The organism is Algoriella xinjiangensis, from assembly GCF_900115015.1.
GTDB classification, from domain to species: domain Bacteria; phylum Bacteroidota; class Bacteroidia; order Flavobacteriales; family Weeksellaceae; genus Empedobacter; species Empedobacter xinjiangensis.
On the sequence record NZ_FOUZ01000001.1, the window covers coordinates 119,724 to 137,892 of the forward strand.

General features: G+C 29.7%; 20 protein-coding genes. 9 read left to right on the plus strand and 11 right to left on the minus strand.

Going from position 1 to position 18,169, the window contains the following annotated elements:
- Positions 1-63 precede the first annotated feature (63 nt).
- Together BM072_RS00555 and BM072_RS00560 are read right to left on the minus strand one after the other, a co-directional pair.
- Entirely contained in the window at positions 64-828 is a 765-nt protein-coding gene (locus BM072_RS00555; RefSeq protein WP_092905495.1) for an SDR family oxidoreductase, read from the minus strand.
- A gap of 87 nt (positions 829-915) precedes the next feature.
- Complete coding sequence (locus BM072_RS00560; RefSeq protein WP_092905497.1) at positions 916-2,199, minus strand: DUF389 domain-containing protein; 1,284 nt, start codon at positions 2,197-2,199, stop codon at positions 916-918.
- A gap of 150 nt (positions 2,200-2,349) precedes the next feature.
- Between BM072_RS00560 and BM072_RS00565 the strand changes: the two genes are divergently transcribed.
- Complete coding sequence (locus BM072_RS00565; protein ID WP_092905499.1) at positions 2,350-3,120, plus strand: NYN domain-containing protein; 771 nt, start codon at positions 2,350-2,352, stop codon at positions 3,118-3,120.
- 47 nt (positions 3,121-3,167) lie between these two features.
- Here the strand turns inward: BM072_RS00565 and BM072_RS00570 are convergent, their stop codons facing one another.
- Together BM072_RS00570 and BM072_RS00575 are read right to left on the minus strand one after the other, a co-directional pair.
- Positions 3,168-4,328 (minus strand): PepSY-associated TM helix domain-containing protein, encoded by a 1,161-nt coding sequence (locus BM072_RS00570; protein ID WP_092905501.1) that lies wholly within the window; start codon positions 4,326-4,328, stop codon positions 3,168-3,170.
- A gap of 8 nt (positions 4,329-4,336) precedes the next feature.
- Entirely contained in the window at positions 4,337-6,757 is a 2,421-nt protein-coding gene (locus BM072_RS00575; protein ID WP_092905503.1) for a TonB-dependent receptor domain-containing protein, read from the minus strand.
- A 96-nt stretch (positions 6,758-6,853) separates the two neighbouring features.
- On the opposite strand from BM072_RS00575, the gene BM072_RS00580 reads away from it, so the two are divergent.
- Positions 6,854-7,834 carry a helix-turn-helix domain-containing protein gene (locus BM072_RS00580; protein WP_092905505.1) on the plus strand — a complete coding sequence of 327 codons (981 nt, stop codon included), beginning with the start codon at positions 6,854-6,856 and terminating at the stop codon, positions 7,832-7,834.
- 58 nt (positions 7,835-7,892) lie between these two features.
- Here the strand turns inward: BM072_RS00580 and BM072_RS00585 are convergent, their stop codons facing one another.
- Positions 7,893-8,108: a heavy-metal-associated domain-containing protein gene (locus BM072_RS00585; RefSeq protein WP_092905507.1), complete on the minus strand. Its 216-nt coding sequence runs from the start codon at positions 8,106-8,108 to the stop codon at positions 7,893-7,895.
- A 144-nt stretch (positions 8,109-8,252) separates the two neighbouring features.
- Here BM072_RS00585 and BM072_RS00590 point away from each other — a divergent pair, with 144 nt between their 5' ends.
- Positions 8,253-9,572, plus strand: a complete 1,320-nt coding sequence (locus BM072_RS00590) for a solute carrier family 23 protein (protein ID WP_092905509.1) — start codon at positions 8,253-8,255, stop codon at positions 9,570-9,572.
- Between the two features lie 75 nt (positions 9,573-9,647).
- On the opposite strand, the gene BM072_RS00595 is transcribed toward BM072_RS00590, so the two are convergent.
- Entirely contained in the window at positions 9,648-10,697 is a 1,050-nt protein-coding gene (locus tag BM072_RS00595) for a 2Fe-2S iron-sulfur cluster-binding protein (protein ID WP_092905512.1), read from the minus strand.
- Positions 10,698-10,796: 99 nt separating this feature from the next.
- Here BM072_RS00595 and BM072_RS00600 point away from each other — a divergent pair, with 99 nt between their 5' ends.
- Both BM072_RS00600 and BM072_RS00605 read left to right on the plus strand, forming a co-directional pair.
- A complete protein-coding gene (locus BM072_RS00600) occupies positions 10,797-11,162 on the plus strand; it encodes a methylglyoxal synthase (RefSeq protein ID WP_092905514.1) in 366 nt (121 codons plus the stop codon).
- Positions 11,163-11,279: 117 nt separating this feature from the next.
- Complete coding sequence (locus tag BM072_RS00605; RefSeq protein ID WP_092905516.1) at positions 11,280-11,690, plus strand: hypothetical protein; 411 nt, start codon at positions 11,280-11,282, stop codon at positions 11,688-11,690.
- Positions 11,691-11,819: 129 nt separating this feature from the next.
- Here the strand turns inward: BM072_RS00605 and BM072_RS00610 are convergent, their stop codons facing one another.
- The 3 genes from BM072_RS00610 to BM072_RS00620 all read right to left on the minus strand — a co-directional run bounded on the left by BM072_RS00610 (position 11,820) and on the right by BM072_RS00620 (position 13,464).
- Positions 11,820-12,251, minus strand: a complete 432-nt coding sequence (locus tag BM072_RS00610) for a hypothetical protein (RefSeq protein WP_143080467.1) — start codon at positions 12,249-12,251, stop codon at positions 11,820-11,822.
- 92 nt (positions 12,252-12,343) lie between these two features.
- Positions 12,344-12,994: an NAD(P)-dependent oxidoreductase gene (locus BM072_RS00615; protein ID WP_092905520.1), complete on the minus strand. Its 651-nt coding sequence runs from the start codon at positions 12,992-12,994 to the stop codon at positions 12,344-12,346.
- A gap of 62 nt (positions 12,995-13,056) precedes the next feature.
- Positions 13,057-13,464 (minus strand): RrF2 family transcriptional regulator, encoded by a 408-nt coding sequence (locus BM072_RS00620; protein ID WP_092905522.1) that lies wholly within the window; start codon positions 13,462-13,464, stop codon positions 13,057-13,059.
- Positions 13,465-13,577: 113 nt separating this feature from the next.
- On the opposite strand from BM072_RS00620, the gene BM072_RS00625 reads away from it, so the two are divergent.
- The 3 genes from BM072_RS00625 to BM072_RS00635 all read left to right on the plus strand — a co-directional run bounded on the left by BM072_RS00625 (position 13,578) and on the right by BM072_RS00635 (position 15,587).
- Entirely contained in the window at positions 13,578-14,153 is a 576-nt protein-coding gene (locus tag BM072_RS00625; protein ID WP_092905524.1) for a Crp/Fnr family transcriptional regulator, read from the plus strand.
- Entirely contained in the window at positions 14,146-14,754 is a 609-nt protein-coding gene (locus BM072_RS00630) for a hypothetical protein (RefSeq protein WP_092905526.1), read from the plus strand. Before BM072_RS00625 ends, BM072_RS00630 begins: the two co-directional genes overlap by 8 nt.
- 74 nt (positions 14,755-14,828) lie before the next feature.
- Positions 14,829-15,587, plus strand: coding sequence for a DUF4241 domain-containing protein (locus BM072_RS00635; RefSeq protein ID WP_092905528.1), 759 nt, complete (start codon positions 14,829-14,831; stop codon positions 15,585-15,587).
- 58 nt (positions 15,588-15,645) lie between these two features.
- On the opposite strand, the gene BM072_RS00640 is transcribed toward BM072_RS00635, so the two are convergent.
- Together BM072_RS00640 and BM072_RS00645 are read right to left on the minus strand one after the other, a co-directional pair.
- Positions 15,646-15,939, minus strand: a complete 294-nt coding sequence (locus tag BM072_RS00640) for a hypothetical protein (protein ID WP_125113048.1) — start codon at positions 15,937-15,939, stop codon at positions 15,646-15,648.
- 220 nt (positions 15,940-16,159) lie between these two features.
- Entirely contained in the window at positions 16,160-16,594 is a 435-nt protein-coding gene (locus BM072_RS00645) for a hypothetical protein (protein WP_092905533.1), read from the minus strand.
- Positions 16,595-16,688: 94 nt separating this feature from the next.
- Between BM072_RS00645 and BM072_RS00650 the strand changes: the two genes are divergently transcribed.
- Positions 16,689-18,098 carry an aldehyde dehydrogenase family protein gene (locus BM072_RS00650; protein WP_092905535.1) on the plus strand — a complete coding sequence of 470 codons (1,410 nt, stop codon included), beginning with the start codon at positions 16,689-16,691 and terminating at the stop codon, positions 18,096-18,098.
- The last annotated feature ends 71 nt before the right edge of the window (positions 18,099-18,169 follow it).

Genomic DNA, 18,169 nt, shown 5'->3' on the forward strand with positions numbered 1-18,169 from the left:
ATCTTAAATACTTTCTGATTAAAATAAAAGAGATGCTTATAAGCATCTCTTTTATTTTAAGTTTTATATCATCATTCCTCCAGAAGCTTCTATACGTTGAGCATTAACCCAACGTGCTTGTTCTGAACATAAAAAAGCAACGACACCTCCAATATCATCAGGAACGCCTGCTCTACCCAAAGCTGTTGCATCGGCAATATGACTGTTTACAGATTCGTCATCGCGTACGCGTCCTCCTCCAAAATCTGTAGCAATTGCACCAGGCGCAACAACATTAGCCGTAATTCCACGTGCTCCTAATTCTTTTGCCAAATAGCGTGTTAAAACTTCAATTGCTCCTTTCATAGATGCATAAGCTGCAGAACCAGGAAAAGAAAATCGAGATAAGCCCGAAGATATATTTACAATTCGACCACCATCATTTAAGTAAGGCAATGCTTTTTGTGTTAAAAAGAATACGCCTTTGTAATGTATGTTAACGGCTTGATCAAATTGTTCTTCTGTAGTTTCTGCAAACGCAGAATATAAAGCAGTACCTGCATTATTAATTAGAAAATCGAAATTAGAATTTCCATTCTTTTCCTGTAAATAAGAAGTAACTTCTTGAATAAATTGGTCAAATGATTTTATATTTCCAGCATCTAGCTGAAACGCAACTGCATTTTGTCCTAAATCTTTTATTTCAGCAACAACTTTATCGGCTTCATCCTTATTATTGTGATAAGTTAAAACAACATCGTTACCATTTTTGGCTAAATTAATTGCCATATTTTTACCTAAACCGCGACTTCCCCCAGTTACTAAGGCTATTTTTTTAGTTGTATTCATTTTTAATAATTTTGATACTCAAATATAATTAATGAACAGATTATTTAGGAAATGTAATGTATAAATTATCGTTAAAAATTGAATCAATTAATTCGCTATTAACTGAACATTATTATCCGAAAATTTGAGTTGTAACCATTGCATTAATTTTGGCGCATCTATTTTTTTATCCACTTTATAAATAACAACCGTCGATTGAAAAGTAGAATCTTTTGAAAAATAATTATTGATTTTTCCGAACGATATTTCTGTTATTTCTGGAAACAAAACCTTTACTTCTTGCACCAATTCGGGATCATCAAATTTATATTGTTTTAACTCCGTACTAAGCAAATTAATCTGAATATCTTTCTCAGAAAGATTTGTATTTTGTTTGCTTAACTCAGACAAAATCTCAGATTTCATGTCTTGTGTACTTTGTCTAATATTTACTTTTGTGTTATTTAAACCATAAACAATCAAGTCTTTATTTAATTTATCAATCTCAATACTATCAAATTTTTTGGTAAGAAAAGCCAAATCTATTGTTTTGGGCGAGGCATTGTAACTTATTTTTTGATAGATTAACGTATAGCCTTTATCTGTAAATTCGGTTTTGATGTAATTGTTTACATTTTGACTAAATTTTTTCTCATTCAATAAATTATAAGCCAAATAAAAACTCGGAATAACCATTAAGAAAACTAAAATTGTTATGATGTAACGAAGTTTTTTATCAAACGATTTATTTTCGGTAACTACAGGTTTAAATTTTAGATATTTAATAATCGCAAAAGTTGCAATTCCGATAAAAAAACAATTGATACAATATAAATACATTGCGCCAATAAAAAACTTAAAATCAAGAGCCGCTAACCCGAAACCTGCTGTACATAAGGGTGGCATTAATGCCGTAGCAATTGCAACACCTGGAATTGGATTTCCTTTTTCGACACGAGTAATAGAAATTGCGCCAACAATTCCTCCAAAAAAAGCGATTAAAACATCATAAATAGTTGGTGATGTACGCGCTAATAATTCGGATTGGACTTCTTTGAACGGACTTAAATAAAAGTAAATTGAAGAAACAATTAAACTTACAACAGTAGCAATAAGCAAATTTTTAGCAGACTTTTTTAATAAATTAAAATCATACGTTGCCAAAGCGAAACCAGCGCCAACAATTGGTCCCATTAAAGGAGAAATTAACATGGCACCGATTATAACTGCCGTAGAATTAACATTTAAACCAATTGAAGCAATAAAAATTGCGCATGCTAAAATCCATAAATTAGAGCCTCTAAAAGATATATTTTTTACAACATCTGCCAATACTTTAGTTTTATCTTCTTCGCCTGTATGTAAATTTAGAAGTGTTTTTAATCTGCTCATTTTAATTTGTTTAGTCGTTTATAATTTAATCATTTTTTTAATAGCAATTCGAAAAAATAAATACATATATTCAGCTTAATTTCTTATAAATTTTTGTTATTATCTTTACCTTTATAAAAATTGTTTAAGATTACTAAATAATCAAAACCAATGAGTGAAAAAAAATTTAATATTGCCATTTTAATTGATGGAGATAATGCGCAAGCCAAATTATTGAAAGAAACGATTGAAGAAGTTTCGAAATATGGTAAAGCTACAATTAGACGTATTTATGGTGATTGGACTTCGAATACGATGAACTCTTGGAAAGAATTAATCAATCAATTTTCTATTAATCCGATTCAAAAATTTTCATACACAACAGGTAAAAATTCTACTGATGGCGCATTAATTATTGATGCAATGGACATTTTACATAGTAAAAATGTAGAAGGATTTTGTATTGTTTCTAGTGATAGCGATTATACTGGATTGGCAAAAAGAATAAGAGAAGAAGGTTTATTTGTAATGGGAATTGGAGAAAAAAAGACGCCCGAAGCATTTGTAAAATCGTGCGATATTTTTACATACACCGAAAATATTTCGCCTAAACCTCGATCTAAAGCACAAGTAGTTCCGAAAAAAATAAATACCAAAGCTGTTCCTAAAAAAGGAACTGTATCTAGAAAAACAAAAAACAGCAATTTTCTATCCGAAAAGGATCAAGAGACTATTTTTAAAGCATTCGAAATTTCGACGAATGACAATGATATTGCACACATTTCTACTGTTGGCGCAAATATCAGAAAAATAGATCCTAGTTTTGATGCCCGAACATACGGTTATACTTCGTTATCAAAATTATTTGATAATTTACCCGATTTCGAAATTATTAAAAATGAAGTTGGTGAATTAAATCACCCATTGGTTAAGAGAAAATAAAAAAATGCCCTTCGACTTTTATAGTTTGAGGGCATTTTTTATACATTCTATTTTTTCTTTTTAAACCACCAGACTAAAAAACCTGTAATTGGTAAAGATGCTCCAATTAAAGTAATCAAAAAATAAATTGATCGTCCAAATAATCCGCCCATAAAAGAGCCGACATGTAAATCGTAATTTAACTTTCGGACTTTTGTTGCAAAATTAGCCTTTTCATAATCTTGCGCATACATTGCTTTGTTTTCTATTAATTCTGCCGTATTACGATCATAAGTTACCATTTTTAGATCATAAAATTTACGATGAGATGGGTACATAAATATAGAAATTGGTGTTACTGAATCTTTTGGCACGGTATAATAATATCCTTTTGGCTGAAAATTTTTGACGGCATCATTCCAAGAAATTTCCATCATTTTTGATAATTCACCCGCTTTATATTCTTTAATTTTAGAAACTAATTGTTCTGGTTTTGAATCTGTTTTACCAAGAGAAGTGCTCCAATACAAAAATTTATTAAACCAAGGCAAACCATAATACATTCCCGTAATTGAAATTAATATCAAAACTAGCATCGTATAAAATCCAAAAACATTGTGTAAATCATAATTTAAACGTTTTGTTTTAGCTTTCCATTTGATTGTAAAACTTTGTTTTTTGATTGCTTTTGTCCATTTTTTGGGCCACCATAAGACTAAACCAGTAATAAGTGTGATGAGAAAAATAAGTGTACTATAATTAATTATTGGTCGACCAATTTCTGATGGCAGCCACAAAAAACGATGACCTTTTAATGTCCATTCAAAGAAATCAAATTCTTTTACAAAGCTTGGACGTTTTATTATTTCTCCCGAATATGGATGAACAAACATTACAAATCCCGAATTTCTTTCTCCAAAACCAATCATAGCAGCTTGTCCCGTTGGTCGCCAAATAAAAGTTGGTTCGTTATCTGGATATTCTTTTTTGGCTAATTGATACAATTTACCAGGATTCATCATTTGTTGATTTTGCTCTTTAATTGCAAATTCTGGATGGAGTAAATCTTTAATTTCATCTTTAAAAGACCAAGTTAATCCTGTTATACAAACAATAACGATTACTAGACCAGAAAATAAGCCTAGCCACAAATGTAGCCAGGCTGAAATTCTATAAAATAAACTTCTTTTTTTGACTTTAGAAGTCTTTTTATTACTATTTCTTTCCATTTATTTGTTTAGAATGTGTAAGCCAAATTCAATCTAAATCCTAATGGATTAACAACTCGCCAACCATAATGTGTGTATCCCCAAGCACCAGGATAATGTCCTACATAATTGTATCTATCTGTAACATTATTAACCAAAAGGGCTATTTGATAATTACTTTTTTGGTAAGAAACACCAAGATCTAACGAAAATAAATCGTCTGGTAGATATTTATGATCTTGTACAACTGGCCATACTGCGCGTTTTGCTTGATATTCATATCCTACAGAGAAACCTAAACCTTCTAAATCGCCATCAGTAATCGTATATTTTACCCAAGCATTCGAAATATGTTTTGCAGTACCATACAACATACCTCCTACTTTTTTGGGATCGTTATCTTTTGTTACTTTAGCATCTGTATAAGCATAGTTGAATAAAATATTCCAATTACGGTTAATCGTTCCATTTACATCTAATTCAATTCCTTTAGAAGTTGCTTCACCAGATTGTTCATACTTTCCTGGATTCTCGTTACCAGCAGAAGTCAACATATTTGTTTTAGTTAAATGATAAGCTGTTAAATTTGTCATCAATTTACCGCCAAACCATGTTTTCTTAAATCCAATTTCTTTGTTTTTACCTAATGATGGATCTGCACTTCCGCCATCTAACAAAACACCTGTTTGTTCTTGAAAAGACTCATCATACAAAGCATAAACTGTAAATGTTGGTGTAATTAAACCCGTGATACTAAAACGAGGTGTAACTGCATTATTTTTTACTTCTCTACCATTATCTGCTTTAGACTCTTTGGTTGTAGAAGTATAGCGTAAACCTGCGCCAATTCTTAATTTATTATCCAAAAAACGCGCTTCGTCTTGAATATGTACCGACATATACGAATAATCTGAAAGATAAGCTGCACCACGTTCTCTTAATGATTTTGAACGATCATAAGTTGGCAACATATTCTTTGTCAAGTTTCCGTAAACAGGATTATAAATATTAAAAATTACTTCTCCTTTCTCATTTGTTGGTAATTTTTTTGAGGCATCTACAATAGAACCCGCAACAGACCAATCTGCAACATAAAACTTTTTACCTGTATCTAAACCTCCTAAAATAGTATGATTAACGCTACCAGTTTTAAATTTACCTCGCGCAAAAACTTGTCCAACAGTTGTCGTATTTAAGGCATCATTTATACTTAAATTTCTTGTTACATCTCCTTTTTTTGTACCAGTAATTGGATCGTCTTTTAAAGCAATTGTATTGTAGTTAGAGTACATCGAAGCACCTTCCATTTCGGAACGGACATAACCAAATTGAGCCGTTATCATCCAATCTTCATTAAAATTATGATTAATGGTTCCGAATACATTATGTTCCCACGATTTGGTTGGATCTACGATTGGATCATTAAATGTGAATGATTTTTTAACTTCTTTAAAACCATCAATACCGTACGCATATTTAGAAAAACCACCTGCAAAATTATTCTGCGAATAAATATATTCTAACGTCACATTTGTATCATCAGAGATATTGTATTTAAAAGATGGATTAACAACAAACTGTTCATGCTCTACATATTGTTGAAAGTTTCCTTTTTTTGTTCCCATTAAATTCAATCGACCCAAAAACTTTCCGTCTTTGCTTAATTTTTGGTCAATATCTGCTGTTGCTCTGTACAAACTATTACTTCCCAATGTCATCTGAACCGATTTACGATTATTTCCCATTGGTTTTTTAGTTACAATATTATAAAAACCACCTGGTTGCGTATTTCCCATCATAAAACCAGCCGGGCCTTTTACAAATTCTACACGATCTACAAAAGACATATCTTCGCGCAATGGTCCAAAACTACCGCTTACATCCATTCCATTTCGTAGATTAGAAGCCTGAAAACCTCTTACCGCAATACCAACACTACCTTCTTCTTGATGTGTAATTGTTCGTACTCCACTTACATTTCGAGATAAACCTTCGGCAGTTGTTAAAATCATTTGATCATTTAACAATCGTTGATCTATCACTTGTATATTTTGAGGTGTAACCAATAAATTTTCGCCCAAACGTAATGTTGATGAAGGAATTGTTGTACGATTAGCAACTACATTTGCAGTTGTTAATTGATAAACCGAAGTAGCTTTAACAAAATCGTATACAATGGTTTCATTTCCATTTACAATAAAGGTATAACTCTGTATAATTTCTGGATCATCTACACGAATATCGTACGAACCATTGTTTAATGTCGAAAATTGATATTCACCAATATTATTTGTATATACTATTTGTTCGCCATCATTCAAAATAACTTTTACATTAATTACTGGTTTATCTTCTTGATTTGTAATCTTTCCTTTTACTTGATTTTGGTCTTGAGCCCATGCAATTGCAGGAAGTACAATTAAGCCTAATAAGATTTTATTCTTAAACATATTGTTTATTTAGAATTAGTTTAATTAAATTTACAGCGCAAAAGTAAATCTTATCGTTATGTTAAAATTTCGTATTTAGGATAAAAACATTTGAATATGGGAGTTGGAAAAGAGAAGTGTGAATTAGAGCAAGAGATTACTATTTTTTTTAGTCAAGATGCTGAGGACAGAACCATAAAAATGCTAAAAAATGAATTAGGTCAATTTTCAACCATCTATATTTATGATAGTCCAGATTTTACTGTGAGAGAATATTCGTGTACTTATTTTGAAAATCATACGTCCAAATACACCACAAAAGCACACGACTATATGCAAATTGCATTTTTCTTGAATCAAGAAATTTTAGAGGATAAAATAAATAATCAGAAAAATGAATATTTGCCTTTCCACAATTACATTTATTATACGCCCGATGAATCTAATGTAGAAATTTATTTCAAAAAAAATATTACTTACACTAATTTGGATCTTTATGTTGACACAACTTTTTTTCATGAATTTATACAAGAAACAAAATCTATAAAAAGCTTTATTTCTTCTATTGATAAAAGTAAATTTGTGCGATTAGTAGAAGATGGGATTCCGATAACACCGCAAATGCTGCATATTTTATTGGAAATGAAAGAATGTATATTGACTGGAATTCCGAGGCAATATTTTATGAAAGGTAGAATAATGAATATTCTTCAGTTAATTTTTGAATGGATTGAAACGTATAAATTAACAAAAATCGACTCCTTAACTTCTAGTTTTAAGGAAAATGATGTAAAAATACTTCATGAAATTCATGATTTCATTCTCAATCATCCAAAAGATTTTTATACGATTGAACAATTATCAATTCAATTTGCAATAAACGATTTTAAACTAAAAAAAGGGTTTAAAGAACTTTTCGGAATGGGCATATTTCAATTTTCATCACAAATTCGGATGGAACAAGCTTTACATTTACTAAAACATTCGGATTTATCAATAAAAGAAATTGCGTACAATGTAGGTTATTCGTCGCCTTCATCTTTTTCTGTCGCCTTTAAAAAAGAATGTGGTGTTAGTCCAAATAAAATAAGAACATAAAAAAATTCCTTGCTGAAATTAGCAAGGAATCCTTTAAAATTAACCCAAAATATCTAAATTATTGTATCAATTCGGCTTTAAAACCCACTTCTTCTATTGTATCGATAATATCTTCATCAGTTATTTTTGTTTTAACTGTTAAAATTTTATCTACATTATCCGTATCAACTTCCCAAGCTTCTACGCCTTCTAAATTGTCTAAAAATGGTTTTACTTTACTTACACAACCACTACAATTTATATTTGTTTTAAATTTTAATTCGTTTGTTTCCATTTGTTCTATTTTCTTTTACAAATTTCTACTTTTTGATAGATTTACTTCTTACATAATTCGCAGAAAAACTTATAAAATTTCAATTAAAAACTCTGTTTTTAAACTACTTTTGCAAAACAAACACTTACATCCAATTTCTTTAAAATGAAGCAAGAAAATGACAATAATATTGTCTTAGCAATCGATCAAAAACCCAAATTAGGACAAGGAATATTACTGAGTATTCAGCATTTATTTGCAATGTTTGGCGCAACAGTTTTAGTGCCAGCGCTTACAGGAATGAGCCCTGCAATAGCCTTAATTTCGAGCGGAATAGGAACTTTAGTTTTTATTTTAATCACAAAAGGAAAAGTGCCTTCTTATTTAGGTTCATCTTTTGCTTTTATCAACCCAATTATTGCAATGAAAGCTTTGGAAGCAAACCCGACAAGCGGAATTGAAGTTGGGAGTTTCTTAGTTGGGAGTTTTCTTGTTGGTGTTACCTACTCTATTGTTGCATTATTAATTGCAAAAGCGGGTACAAAATGGTTAATGAATCTTTTACCTCCTATTGTTGTTGGCCCAGTAATTATGGTTATTGGATTGGGATTAGCTTCTACAGCAATCAATATGGTGACAAATAATCCGTCTGGAGAATACGATTTAACCTATGTTACAATTGGTTTCGTAACATTAATTATTACGATTGTTACAGCAATTTTTAGCAAAGGATTTTTAAGCGTTATTCCTATTTTAGTTGGTATAATTGGTGGATATCTTTTTTCAATTTCAATGGGTGTTGTCGATTTAGAACCCGTAAAACAAGCAAGTTGGTTTATGGTTCCACCTTTTACAGTTCCTTTTATAGATTATCAACCATCATTATCATGGTATGTTGTTTTCTTAATGATCCCAGTAACAATTGTTCCAATTGCAGAACACATCGGACATCAATTGGTTTTAAGTAAAGTTGTAAACAAAGATTTAATTGAAGATCCTGGGTTAGATCGCTCTATGTTAGGAGATGGTGTTGCAACAATGATTGCCGCTTGTCTTGGTGGACCTCCAAACACAACCTATGGCGAAAATATTGGTGTTTTAGCCATAACAAGAGCGTTTAGTATTTATGTTTTTATTGGCGCAGCTTGCTTCGCAATTTTATTTGGATTTTGCGGAAAAATTTCAGCATTATTAAGTACAATTCCATCGCCAGTAATGGGCGGCGTTTCTATTTTATTGTTCGGAATTATAGCTTCTAGCGGTTTACGAATGTTAATCGAAAATAAAGTCGATTTTAAAATAAAACGAAATCTAATTATTTCATCTGTCATTTTAATTATCGGAATTGGTGGCGCTGCAATACACATCGGAAATATGTTTTCGTTAGAAGGAATGGCTTTAGCATCAATAATAGGTGTTGCGCTAAATCTTATTTTACCTGGACGAGAAATTATTTCGTTTAAAGATATGTTTGACGAAGAATAAAATTATCTACTTATAAATAAAAAAAGCGAACTAAATAGTTCGCTTTTTTTGGTATCGTTTATTGAAAATATTTAGTTAAACATCATCAAAATCTATTGCTAAAGTAGCTGTTTTAGGACGAGATATACACGCCAATGTCATTCCATCTTCGTAATCAGAATCAGTCAAAACATAATTGTCACCAACATGTACTTCTCCTTCTGTAATTTTACATAAACAAGACGAACAAACGCCTCCTTTGCAAGAATATGGCGCATCTACACCAGCGTCAATCATTGTATCAATCAAATTTTTTCCTCTATCCCACGTAACTTCTGTCGTTTCACCGTCTAATGTTACAGAAACTTGTACTGTTTGAGGTCCATCATCATGTTTTGTGAAAATATTTTCTGATTTGATCGATGGATTAAACAATTCGAAATGAATTCTTTTCTCGATAATTCCGGCTTCGTTAATTTTCTTCGCTAAAGTCAAAATCATTTCTTCTGGTCCACAAACCATCGCTTCATCAACTTCGTTAATGTCAATAATTTGATTTAAAATTAAATCGAATTTCTTTTCATCAATTCGTCCATTATAAATAAAATTTTCTTGCTCTTGTCTTGTATAGAAATGATGAATAAAAACGTTGTTTGGATATTGTTGTTTCAATTGCGTTAAACGCTCTTTGAACATGATTGAATTTTCGTCTTTATTGACATAAAAAATATGAAAATTAACCCATTCTTCCGTTTGCAAAGTAAACTCTAACATACTCATAATTGGCGTAATTCCGCTACCAGCTGTAAAAGCAATTAATGTGCGCTTTTCATTTGGTTTTGTAGGAATTGTAAAACGACCGCTTGGTGTAGAAACTTCTAATTGATCGCCAACTTTAACTTCATTAAAAAGATAAGTTGAGATTTTACCATTTGGTTGAGATTTTACTCCAATACTCCATTTTTTATCATTTGGCGATGTACACAAAGAATAATCTCTGCGTTCTCCGTTGATATTTAGCGTTATATATTGTCCTGGTAAAAAATTATATGCTGTGTGTAATTCTTCTGGAACATCAAAACTAATTTGTACGGCATCATCCGTTAGTTTGATAATCTCTTTTACCGTTAGTAAATTAAAATTCATGGTTTATATCCGATTTATAATCTTAATCGTATCTATAAATTAAGATTGTTCTTTTAAATTTGTACAAAAGTAAGATTTATCAGTCAAATAGAAAAAGATATGGAAATAGCATTAATCGCACATGATGGAAAAAAAGCTGAAATGGTTAATTTTTTAATGAAACACAAAGATGCTTTAAACAATAATAAAATTACTTTTGTTGCCACAGGAACGACAGGTAAATATGCCGAACAAACTGGTTTAACGGTTACACGCTACCTTTCGGGTCCACTTGGTGGAGATGCTCAAATTGCAGCGCGCGTTGTAGAAGGAAAAACAAATATGGTTTTCTTTTTTCGTGATCCTATGGGAAAACACCCACACGAACCTGATGTAAATATGTTGTTGAGATTATGCGATGTACATAATATTCCGCTTGCGACAAATCCTGCGACTGCAGAAATGTTGTTAGATCATTTGAAATAAAAATTTGTCTTAAGCTAATCTTAAGTTTTCTTTTTTAGTTTTGGTATATATATTGTTTTTTAGTCATCGAATAATTTTTCAAAAAAACTTAAACAAATAATATTAAAACAAAAAGCTATGAATTTAATTAAAAAAACAGCAATCGCATTAAGCTTATTCGCATTTGTAGGATCAACTGCAGTTTTAGCTCAAACAAAAGAGCCAGTTAAAACAACTGTAAAAAAGGATGCGAAAAAAGTAGAACAAAAAGCCAATACAACAGCTAAAAAAATGGATGCGAAAGCAACTAAAGATTTAAAAGCTGTAAAAATGGAAACTACGAAGAAAGCAGATGTAGCGAAGAAAGATGTAAAAGCGACTAAAAAAGACATGACTTCTAAGGCAAATACGACAAAAAAAGAAGTTAAAAATACAACTGTTGCAAAAACATCTACAGCAGGTACATACAATGGACACAAAGTTTATGTAGGACCAAATGGTGGAAAATATTACATAAACAGTAACGGAAATAAAACATATATCAAATAAATACAAAATTATAATTGAGAAAAACACTTCGTAATGAAGTGTTTTTTTTATGAATTTCAAATTGAAACAGAACCATAAAAAAAAGAGATTCATCAAATGATGAATCTCTTTTTATGTAATTAAGTAATTTTATACTAGATTTTTAAAATAAATATTATCTGGATTTCGAGGATCGATTATAATATCTATTTCTTTTCCTTTTTTTATTAAAACATCATTTTTTACATCTCCAAAATACTCAAATTCGGTATAATACATTTCTTCGGTAGTTGGATGTTTATAAAAAACTTCCACAATATATTCTGGAATATGATTGACACTTAATAAAGTTCTCTTAACTTCTACGATGTGTGCTTTTACTTTTAGTCCTTTTTTTATGATACGATTGTAATCAAAGAAACTCAAAATTCTACTAACTCCTAAATAAGCGGCCAATAAACTGCTTATTAAAATTACAAAACCCAATAATTTGTCAAATAATTGATTAAAATCTAAAAAGGAACAAAGTAAAACCAAACCCAAGCTTAGGATGACTAAGCCAACTCCTACATACAACTTCATTTTACTTACATTTGATACATAAAATTCATAAATCGTACCAAATAATTTCATCTCAAGTTTTAATTACTTAATCTTATTTATTTAACTTTTAATCAGTAAGCAGCTGTAAATCTTTGTTTTATAAATTTAGCATTTTCTACTTCATCTGCAATAACAACCGCAACATCTTCTACAGATAAAATACTGTGTCCATCGGCATCAAAAACAGGATTATCTGTTCCCAAACGATACGTACCTTGACGCGTTCCCGAAGTACCTTGGTGCATTTCTGGAGCTGGCGAAAACATTGTCCAATCCAAATCATTGTCTTCTTTTAAGATATTATAATAATCTCTAGCCGCCAATGCGCCTGGTTTTATTTGCTCTGGAAAATCTGGTGTATCAACCAATTGCAAATCATCTGTAACGTACAAACTACCTGCGCCACCAATTACAATTAAACGTTTAACACCCGCCAATTTTGTTGCTTCTTCTATTGCTTTTGCTCCTTTTATAAAATCTTCGTACAAATTAGGATTCGTCCAACCCGCATTAAAAGCGCTTATCACAACATCCGCACCTTTAAGATCGGTTGCCAAAGCTTGTACATTATTTACATCTAACGCCACAGTTGCTACATTTTTACTTGCCGGAACTTTTTCTACATTACGCGCAAATGCTTTGATTGACTGATTACGTTCTACTAATTCTTTTAATATTTGTGAGCCTACAAAACCTGTTGCTCCAATTAATGCTACTCTCATTTTGTTTAAATTTATATGTTTATAATGTAATTATTTTTGTTACAATTAAAGATAAAAAAAGTTTACTGAAATTGATCAGAAAATTGTCTTAATGTTTGATTATTTAACGTTTTAATTAATTGATTTTCGGTATTGCTAAACAATGTTTCAAGATTTTGATTCATTGCTTTACCAATTGGACATTCGGGATTTGTATGATTCATTTTACCAAAAACATTTTCTTGATTTACCAATTTATACACATCGCCCAATAAAATATCGTTTGCATTTTTGATTAAAAAACACCCACCTTCTTTTCCTTTTTTAGAATCGATAAAACCTGCTTCTTTCAAAAATTTAATTTCGCGACGAACCACAACTGGATTTACATTGATGCTTCCTGCAATAAAATCCGAAGTAATTATCTCATTTTTAAACTTATCTGCCAACACCAAAATATGCAATGCAGTTGCAAATCGTAAATTATTCATCATAATCTATTTAATACTGCAAATATAAAAACAAATTTTAAATGTAACAATTTTTATTACATTATTTTTTATTCGATAAAATCTAGTAAATTTGTAGATATACAAACCTATGTATGGAAAATTATAAAAAACATTTATTAAATATTGTTCATTTAACGGAAGAACAATGGAACAAAATTGAAAACGTTTTGGTTGTAAAACAATTCAAAAAGAATGAATTTATTTTAGTTCCTGGAGAATATTCTGAAGATTATTTTTTTGTAGAATCTGGCGTTATTCGTTCATATACAATAGATGAAAATGGAAAAGAACATGTTTTACAATTTGGTACAGAAAACTGGATTGTAAGCGACAGAAATAGTGCTTTTTGTAAACAACAATCTAAATTTTATATACAAGCGATAGAAGATTCTACAGTTGTTTTATTAAATGAAAAACTTGTGGATTTGATTGTAAGTCTTAATCCAGAATATTTAGTTGCTCAAAATAAATTAGTTCAAAATCATGTTCGTAGTTTACAAGATCGCATTAATTTGCTTTTAGGCGCTACTGCAAAAACACGTTATTTAGAATTTATACGCCTCTACCCTAACCAACTTTCGCGCATACCACAATGGATGATTGCTTCTTATTTAGGAATAACACCCGAAAGTTTAAGTCGAGTTAGAAAAGAAATTGCACATGGATAAATACAGTTTTGACGTTTTTGTCAAAGAAAAACCGAAAAAAAGCCCGAAAAATTTTATTAAATTAATTGTTTCATTTTTGGCTGTTTCGTTAATTAGTTTTGTTTTTTTAGAATTTAAAATCTTTAAGAATGATACGTTTTATTACATTTTTATTGGAGTTTTAGCTACAATTGTTGCTTATTTGAATGGATATTTTAAAAAACCCGAAACAAAATTAGAAGGTCATTTTGATGGTAAATTAACTTTTTCTAATCAAGGAATTGAGGTTAAAAATGATTTTTATCCAATCGATAATCTTCTTTCAATTAATATTGACAACAATGATTATGAAGGTAAAAAAGTTAAAGATTTTGGTGAATTTGAATCTCAAAATGGTTCGCACGGAATTAACAATCAACTAACTTTAAAAACGAAAGATAATCAATTTATTGAAGTTAATTTTAAACAAAAATCGTTGGATGAGTTTACTAAAATTCAGCCAATTTTAATCTCATATTACAAAAATAATCTACTTACAGAGGACGATTTGATTTATATTATGAAATTAGAATATGATATTGATAAAAACGAATTAAGAAAAAAACTTCGAAAAATAAATTAACCAATCACTAACATTTAAAACCTTAACTCCTATTATTATTTAGTGTATTTTTGTAACAATTAAAACGAAATATTATGCAACCAACAGCAGAATGGTTAAAAACTTGGGAAGCTAAAAGAGAATTAACTTTGGCGCCAAACGATTTAGAAAAATATTTTACAGATAAAGAAATTGGAGGTGTAGAAATTGACCAAGTTAACATGGGAGATGTTTCTTTACCATCAGGAAAAATTTTTGTTAATGATCCTTTAGGAGAATATCTTGCCGTAGATAAAGATCCTTATTTCTTGGAAACGCCAAAAGGTAATTTTCCTGTTACCGCAAGTATTGTAAAATACGAAGATGATGGTGAAGTAGAAAACCTAATTGGTTGTGTAAGAATTGCTTTTTCTGACGAAAAACCAGTTCGTTACGAAGAAGCGATGAAAGGTATCGAGCTAATTGAGGAATTACAAGAAGGAGAATATTTTGGTTTTTCTATCGAAAGTGGTTTAGCTACAATTGTTGATGCGGAAGCAAAAGATGATTTTGTTAAATTTATTGACGAATTCGAAAACAAAGGAAATGATACAAATCTTTACGATGATTATTTTAATGCTTTGTTTATAGAAAACGCTAAAAATAACCCAAAATATCAGTCAGAAGAAGGAGATTGGATTAATTGGACTGTTCCTGGAACTGAGTTTAAAGCACCAATTTTTCAAGCTGGTTTTGGAGAAGGAATTTATCCTGCATATTTCGGATATAATGATAAAAATGAAATCGTTGCATTTTACATTCAGTTTATTGATGCTGAATTAGAAGATGTTGAAGACGATGAAGAATGGTTGTAAAATCATTTTAAGATAATATAAAAATCCCTCAATAACAATATTGAGGGATTTTTATTATTTAATAATATAAATAAGCTGTAAATGAACTACTTGTATTATTGAAATAACTTATTGTAAATGTTATTAGATAATTATTGGAATCAAAAGTATAATCTTGTTTATGATTAAAATCTTTTAGATATTCATCATAATAATTAATGGTTTTAAGATTTCCTTTTTTTATGACTTTAAAATAATCAAAAATAGAAGGAAATGGATTTACTCCAATATATTGTATATTTCCAATTTCTTTACCCTCTTGAAAAATTGAAACAAAATTGCAATCATTGTTTTGGAGTATAAATTGTTTCATTTGTTGATAATTGATAACATACTTACAGAATAAATATTTTTTTTCATAATGTGGTTTTAAAATTTTGTCTAAAACTACACGTTGTCTATATTGGTTTTTGTTATTAAAATGATAATTATTTAACACTTATGGCTAAATAATTTAAGTATAATCGGTTATTGTATATTGTTTTAAGAAATTTTCTAAAAATTTTAAATTATACATAAAATATGTTAATGAATCAATTCAAATTTTGTTTCGGGTGTGCATATTTTATCAAATAATTCATTGCTTCGTCACATTCTTTTCCTTCGATTACAAAACTTAAAATATCTTCGGTCAATTCATCAATTATTTGTGGATTAAACTCAAATTTTTTGGCTAAATCGATGCATAATTCTCTTTCATTTTCATGTATATATAAATCAGAAACCATCAACAAAACTAAGTCATACAATAATGCTAATCTATCTGTAAATGTCTTAGGAAGCGAAAAGGGAAGTTGAGTTTTATCACTCAAAATATAATTTATTTCGTTGATAGAAAGTTGATGATGTTTCGCGATTTCAGAGATTATCTGAATCTCTTTTTCATTTAAATTACCGTCACTTTTTCCTAAAATAAATAGATTTTTGATGTGATTTAATTTATCAATTAAAGTCAAATTATTTTGCATACTTTTTTACTTATAGCGCTTAATTTATAAAAATAAACGAATAATCTAAATACTTAAAATTTATTTAATAAATTAACATTCTCAAAAGCTTGCAATGGAAAATTTTAAAGATAAAATAGATAATATTTATGCTAATCAAATCGAAAATAGGTCGTTAATTTCTGCGTTAACAATTGAAGAACGAAAAGCGTATTTGAGGAAATTAAAAACATCAATTTTAAATCACCGCGAAGAAATTGAACAAGCTTTATTTTTAGATTTACGAAAATCAAAAATAGAAGCAGATTCGACAGAAATTTTTCCTGTTTTATCAGAAATTCGGTTGTTTTTGAGAAAACTTAATAAATGGTCAAAAGTAAAAACGGTACAAAATAATTTATTATTTTTTGGATCTACAGCTCAAATTCAGCCAGAACCTTTGGGAAATTGTTTGATTATTTCTCCTTGGAATTATCCTTTTCAATTGTCCATTATCCATTTAATTGCGTGTATTGCGGCAGGAAATTCTGCAATTCTTAAACCTTCAGAATTTACGCCAAATGTTACAGCTGTATTAGAAAAAATAATCAGTGATGTTTTTCCTACAAATTATGTTGCGTTAATTGACGGAAGTGTAGAGGAAACAACGTATTTATTGACGAAAAAATTTAATCACATTCATTTTACGGGTTCTCCAAAAGTTGGGAAAATAGTGATGGAAGCTGGCGCAAAATATTTAGCGTCGGTTACGTTAGAGTTGGGAGGAAAATCACCTTTGATTATTGACGGTACACTTCCGATGCAAGAAGTGGTAGAAAAAGCGGTTTGGGGAAAATTAATTAATTTTGGACAAACATGTATTGCACCAGATTATATTTTGATTAAAGAAGAATTTCAACAAGAATTTATTGAAACTTTTTCGAAACATATAGAGAAAGTTTTTGGAAATGATCTTTCAAAATCAAATGATTTGGCTCGAATTATTAATCTAACGAATTTTAAAAGATTAAAAAATTTGATTGATGATGCGATTTCAAAAGGTGCAAATTGTCCATTCGGAAATCAATATTTAGAGAATGAATTATACATAAAACCAACTCTTTTAACAAATGTTTCATATGATGCTTTAATTAATGAAGAAGAAATATTTGGTGCAATTTTTCCTATTTATGCATTTAAAGAAATAAATGAAGTAATTGAGTTTATTAATCTGAAAGAAAAACCTTTAGCGTTATATATTTTATCCAATAATAAAAATTTTATTACTCAAATCAAAACAAAAACTTCTTCTGGCGCAGTTGTAATTAATGAAACTTTGGTACATATTCTTCATCCAAATTTACCTTTTGGTGGTGTAAATAATTCAGGAATTGGAGCTTCAACTGGTTATGAGGGGTTTAAAGATTTTTCACATTTAAAACCAATTCTTAAAGTGAATAGATTGTTATCTCCATCCAAATTTTTAAATTTTCCCTATAAACCAATAACACAAAAGGTTGTCGATTTTTTAATAAAATATTTTTAAATCATTTCAAACGTTTTCGATTTATATTTGTTTTATAGGACTTACAATGTTATTTTTGTAGTTAAATCGAT

Bases quoted from the DNA above. Each gene is read 5' to 3' on its own strand.
- BM072_RS00555 (WP_092905495.1), bottom strand. From the start codon at position 828: ATGAATACAACTAAAAAAATAGCCTTAGTAACTGGGGGAAGTCGCGGT.
- BM072_RS00560 (WP_092905497.1), bottom strand. From the start codon at position 2,199: ATGAGCAGATTAAAAACACTTCTAAATTTACATACAGGCGAAGAAGAT.
- BM072_RS00565 (WP_092905499.1), top strand. From the start codon at position 2,350: ATGAGTGAAAAAAAATTTAATATTGCCATTTTAATTGATGGAGATAAT.
- BM072_RS00570 (WP_092905501.1), bottom strand. From the start codon at position 4,328: ATGGAAAGAAATAGTAATAAAAAGACTTCTAAAGTCAAAAAAAGAAGT.
- BM072_RS00575 (WP_092905503.1), bottom strand. From the start codon at position 6,757: ATGTTTAAGAATAAAATCTTATTAGGCTTAATTGTACTTCCTGCAATT.
- BM072_RS00580 (WP_092905505.1), top strand. From the start codon at position 6,854: ATGGGAGTTGGAAAAGAGAAGTGTGAATTAGAGCAAGAGATTACTATT.
- BM072_RS00585 (WP_092905507.1), bottom strand. From the start codon at position 8,108: ATGGAAACAAACGAATTAAAATTTAAAACAAATATAAATTGTAGTGGT.
- BM072_RS00590 (WP_092905509.1), top strand. From the start codon at position 8,253: ATGAAGCAAGAAAATGACAATAATATTGTCTTAGCAATCGATCAAAAA.
- BM072_RS00595 (WP_092905512.1), bottom strand. From the start codon at position 10,697: ATGAATTTTAATTTACTAACGGTAAAAGAGATTATCAAACTAACGGAT.
- BM072_RS00600 (WP_092905514.1), top strand. From the start codon at position 10,797: ATGGAAATAGCATTAATCGCACATGATGGAAAAAAAGCTGAAATGGTT.
- BM072_RS00605 (WP_092905516.1), top strand. From the start codon at position 11,280: ATGAATTTAATTAAAAAAACAGCAATCGCATTAAGCTTATTCGCATTT.
- BM072_RS00610 (WP_143080467.1), bottom strand. From the start codon at position 12,251: ATGAAGTTGTATGTAGGAGTTGGCTTAGTCATCCTAAGCTTGGGTTTG.
- BM072_RS00615 (WP_092905520.1), bottom strand. From the start codon at position 12,994: ATGAGAGTAGCATTAATTGGAGCAACAGGTTTTGTAGGCTCACAAATA.
- BM072_RS00620 (WP_092905522.1), bottom strand. From the start codon at position 13,464: ATGAATAATTTACGATTTGCAACTGCATTGCATATTTTGGTGTTGGCA.
- BM072_RS00625 (WP_092905524.1), top strand. From the start codon at position 13,578: ATGGAAAATTATAAAAAACATTTATTAAATATTGTTCATTTAACGGAA.
- BM072_RS00630 (WP_092905526.1), top strand. From the start codon at position 14,146: ATGGATAAATACAGTTTTGACGTTTTTGTCAAAGAAAAACCGAAAAAA.
- BM072_RS00635 (WP_092905528.1), top strand. From the start codon at position 14,829: ATGCAACCAACAGCAGAATGGTTAAAAACTTGGGAAGCTAAAAGAGAA.
- BM072_RS00640 (WP_125113048.1), bottom strand. From the start codon at position 15,939: ATGAAACAATTTATACTCCAAAACAATGATTGCAATTTTGTTTCAATT.
- BM072_RS00645 (WP_092905533.1), bottom strand. From the start codon at position 16,594: ATGCAAAATAATTTGACTTTAATTGATAAATTAAATCACATCAAAAAT.
- BM072_RS00650 (WP_092905535.1), top strand. From the start codon at position 16,689: ATGGAAAATTTTAAAGATAAAATAGATAATATTTATGCTAATCAAATC.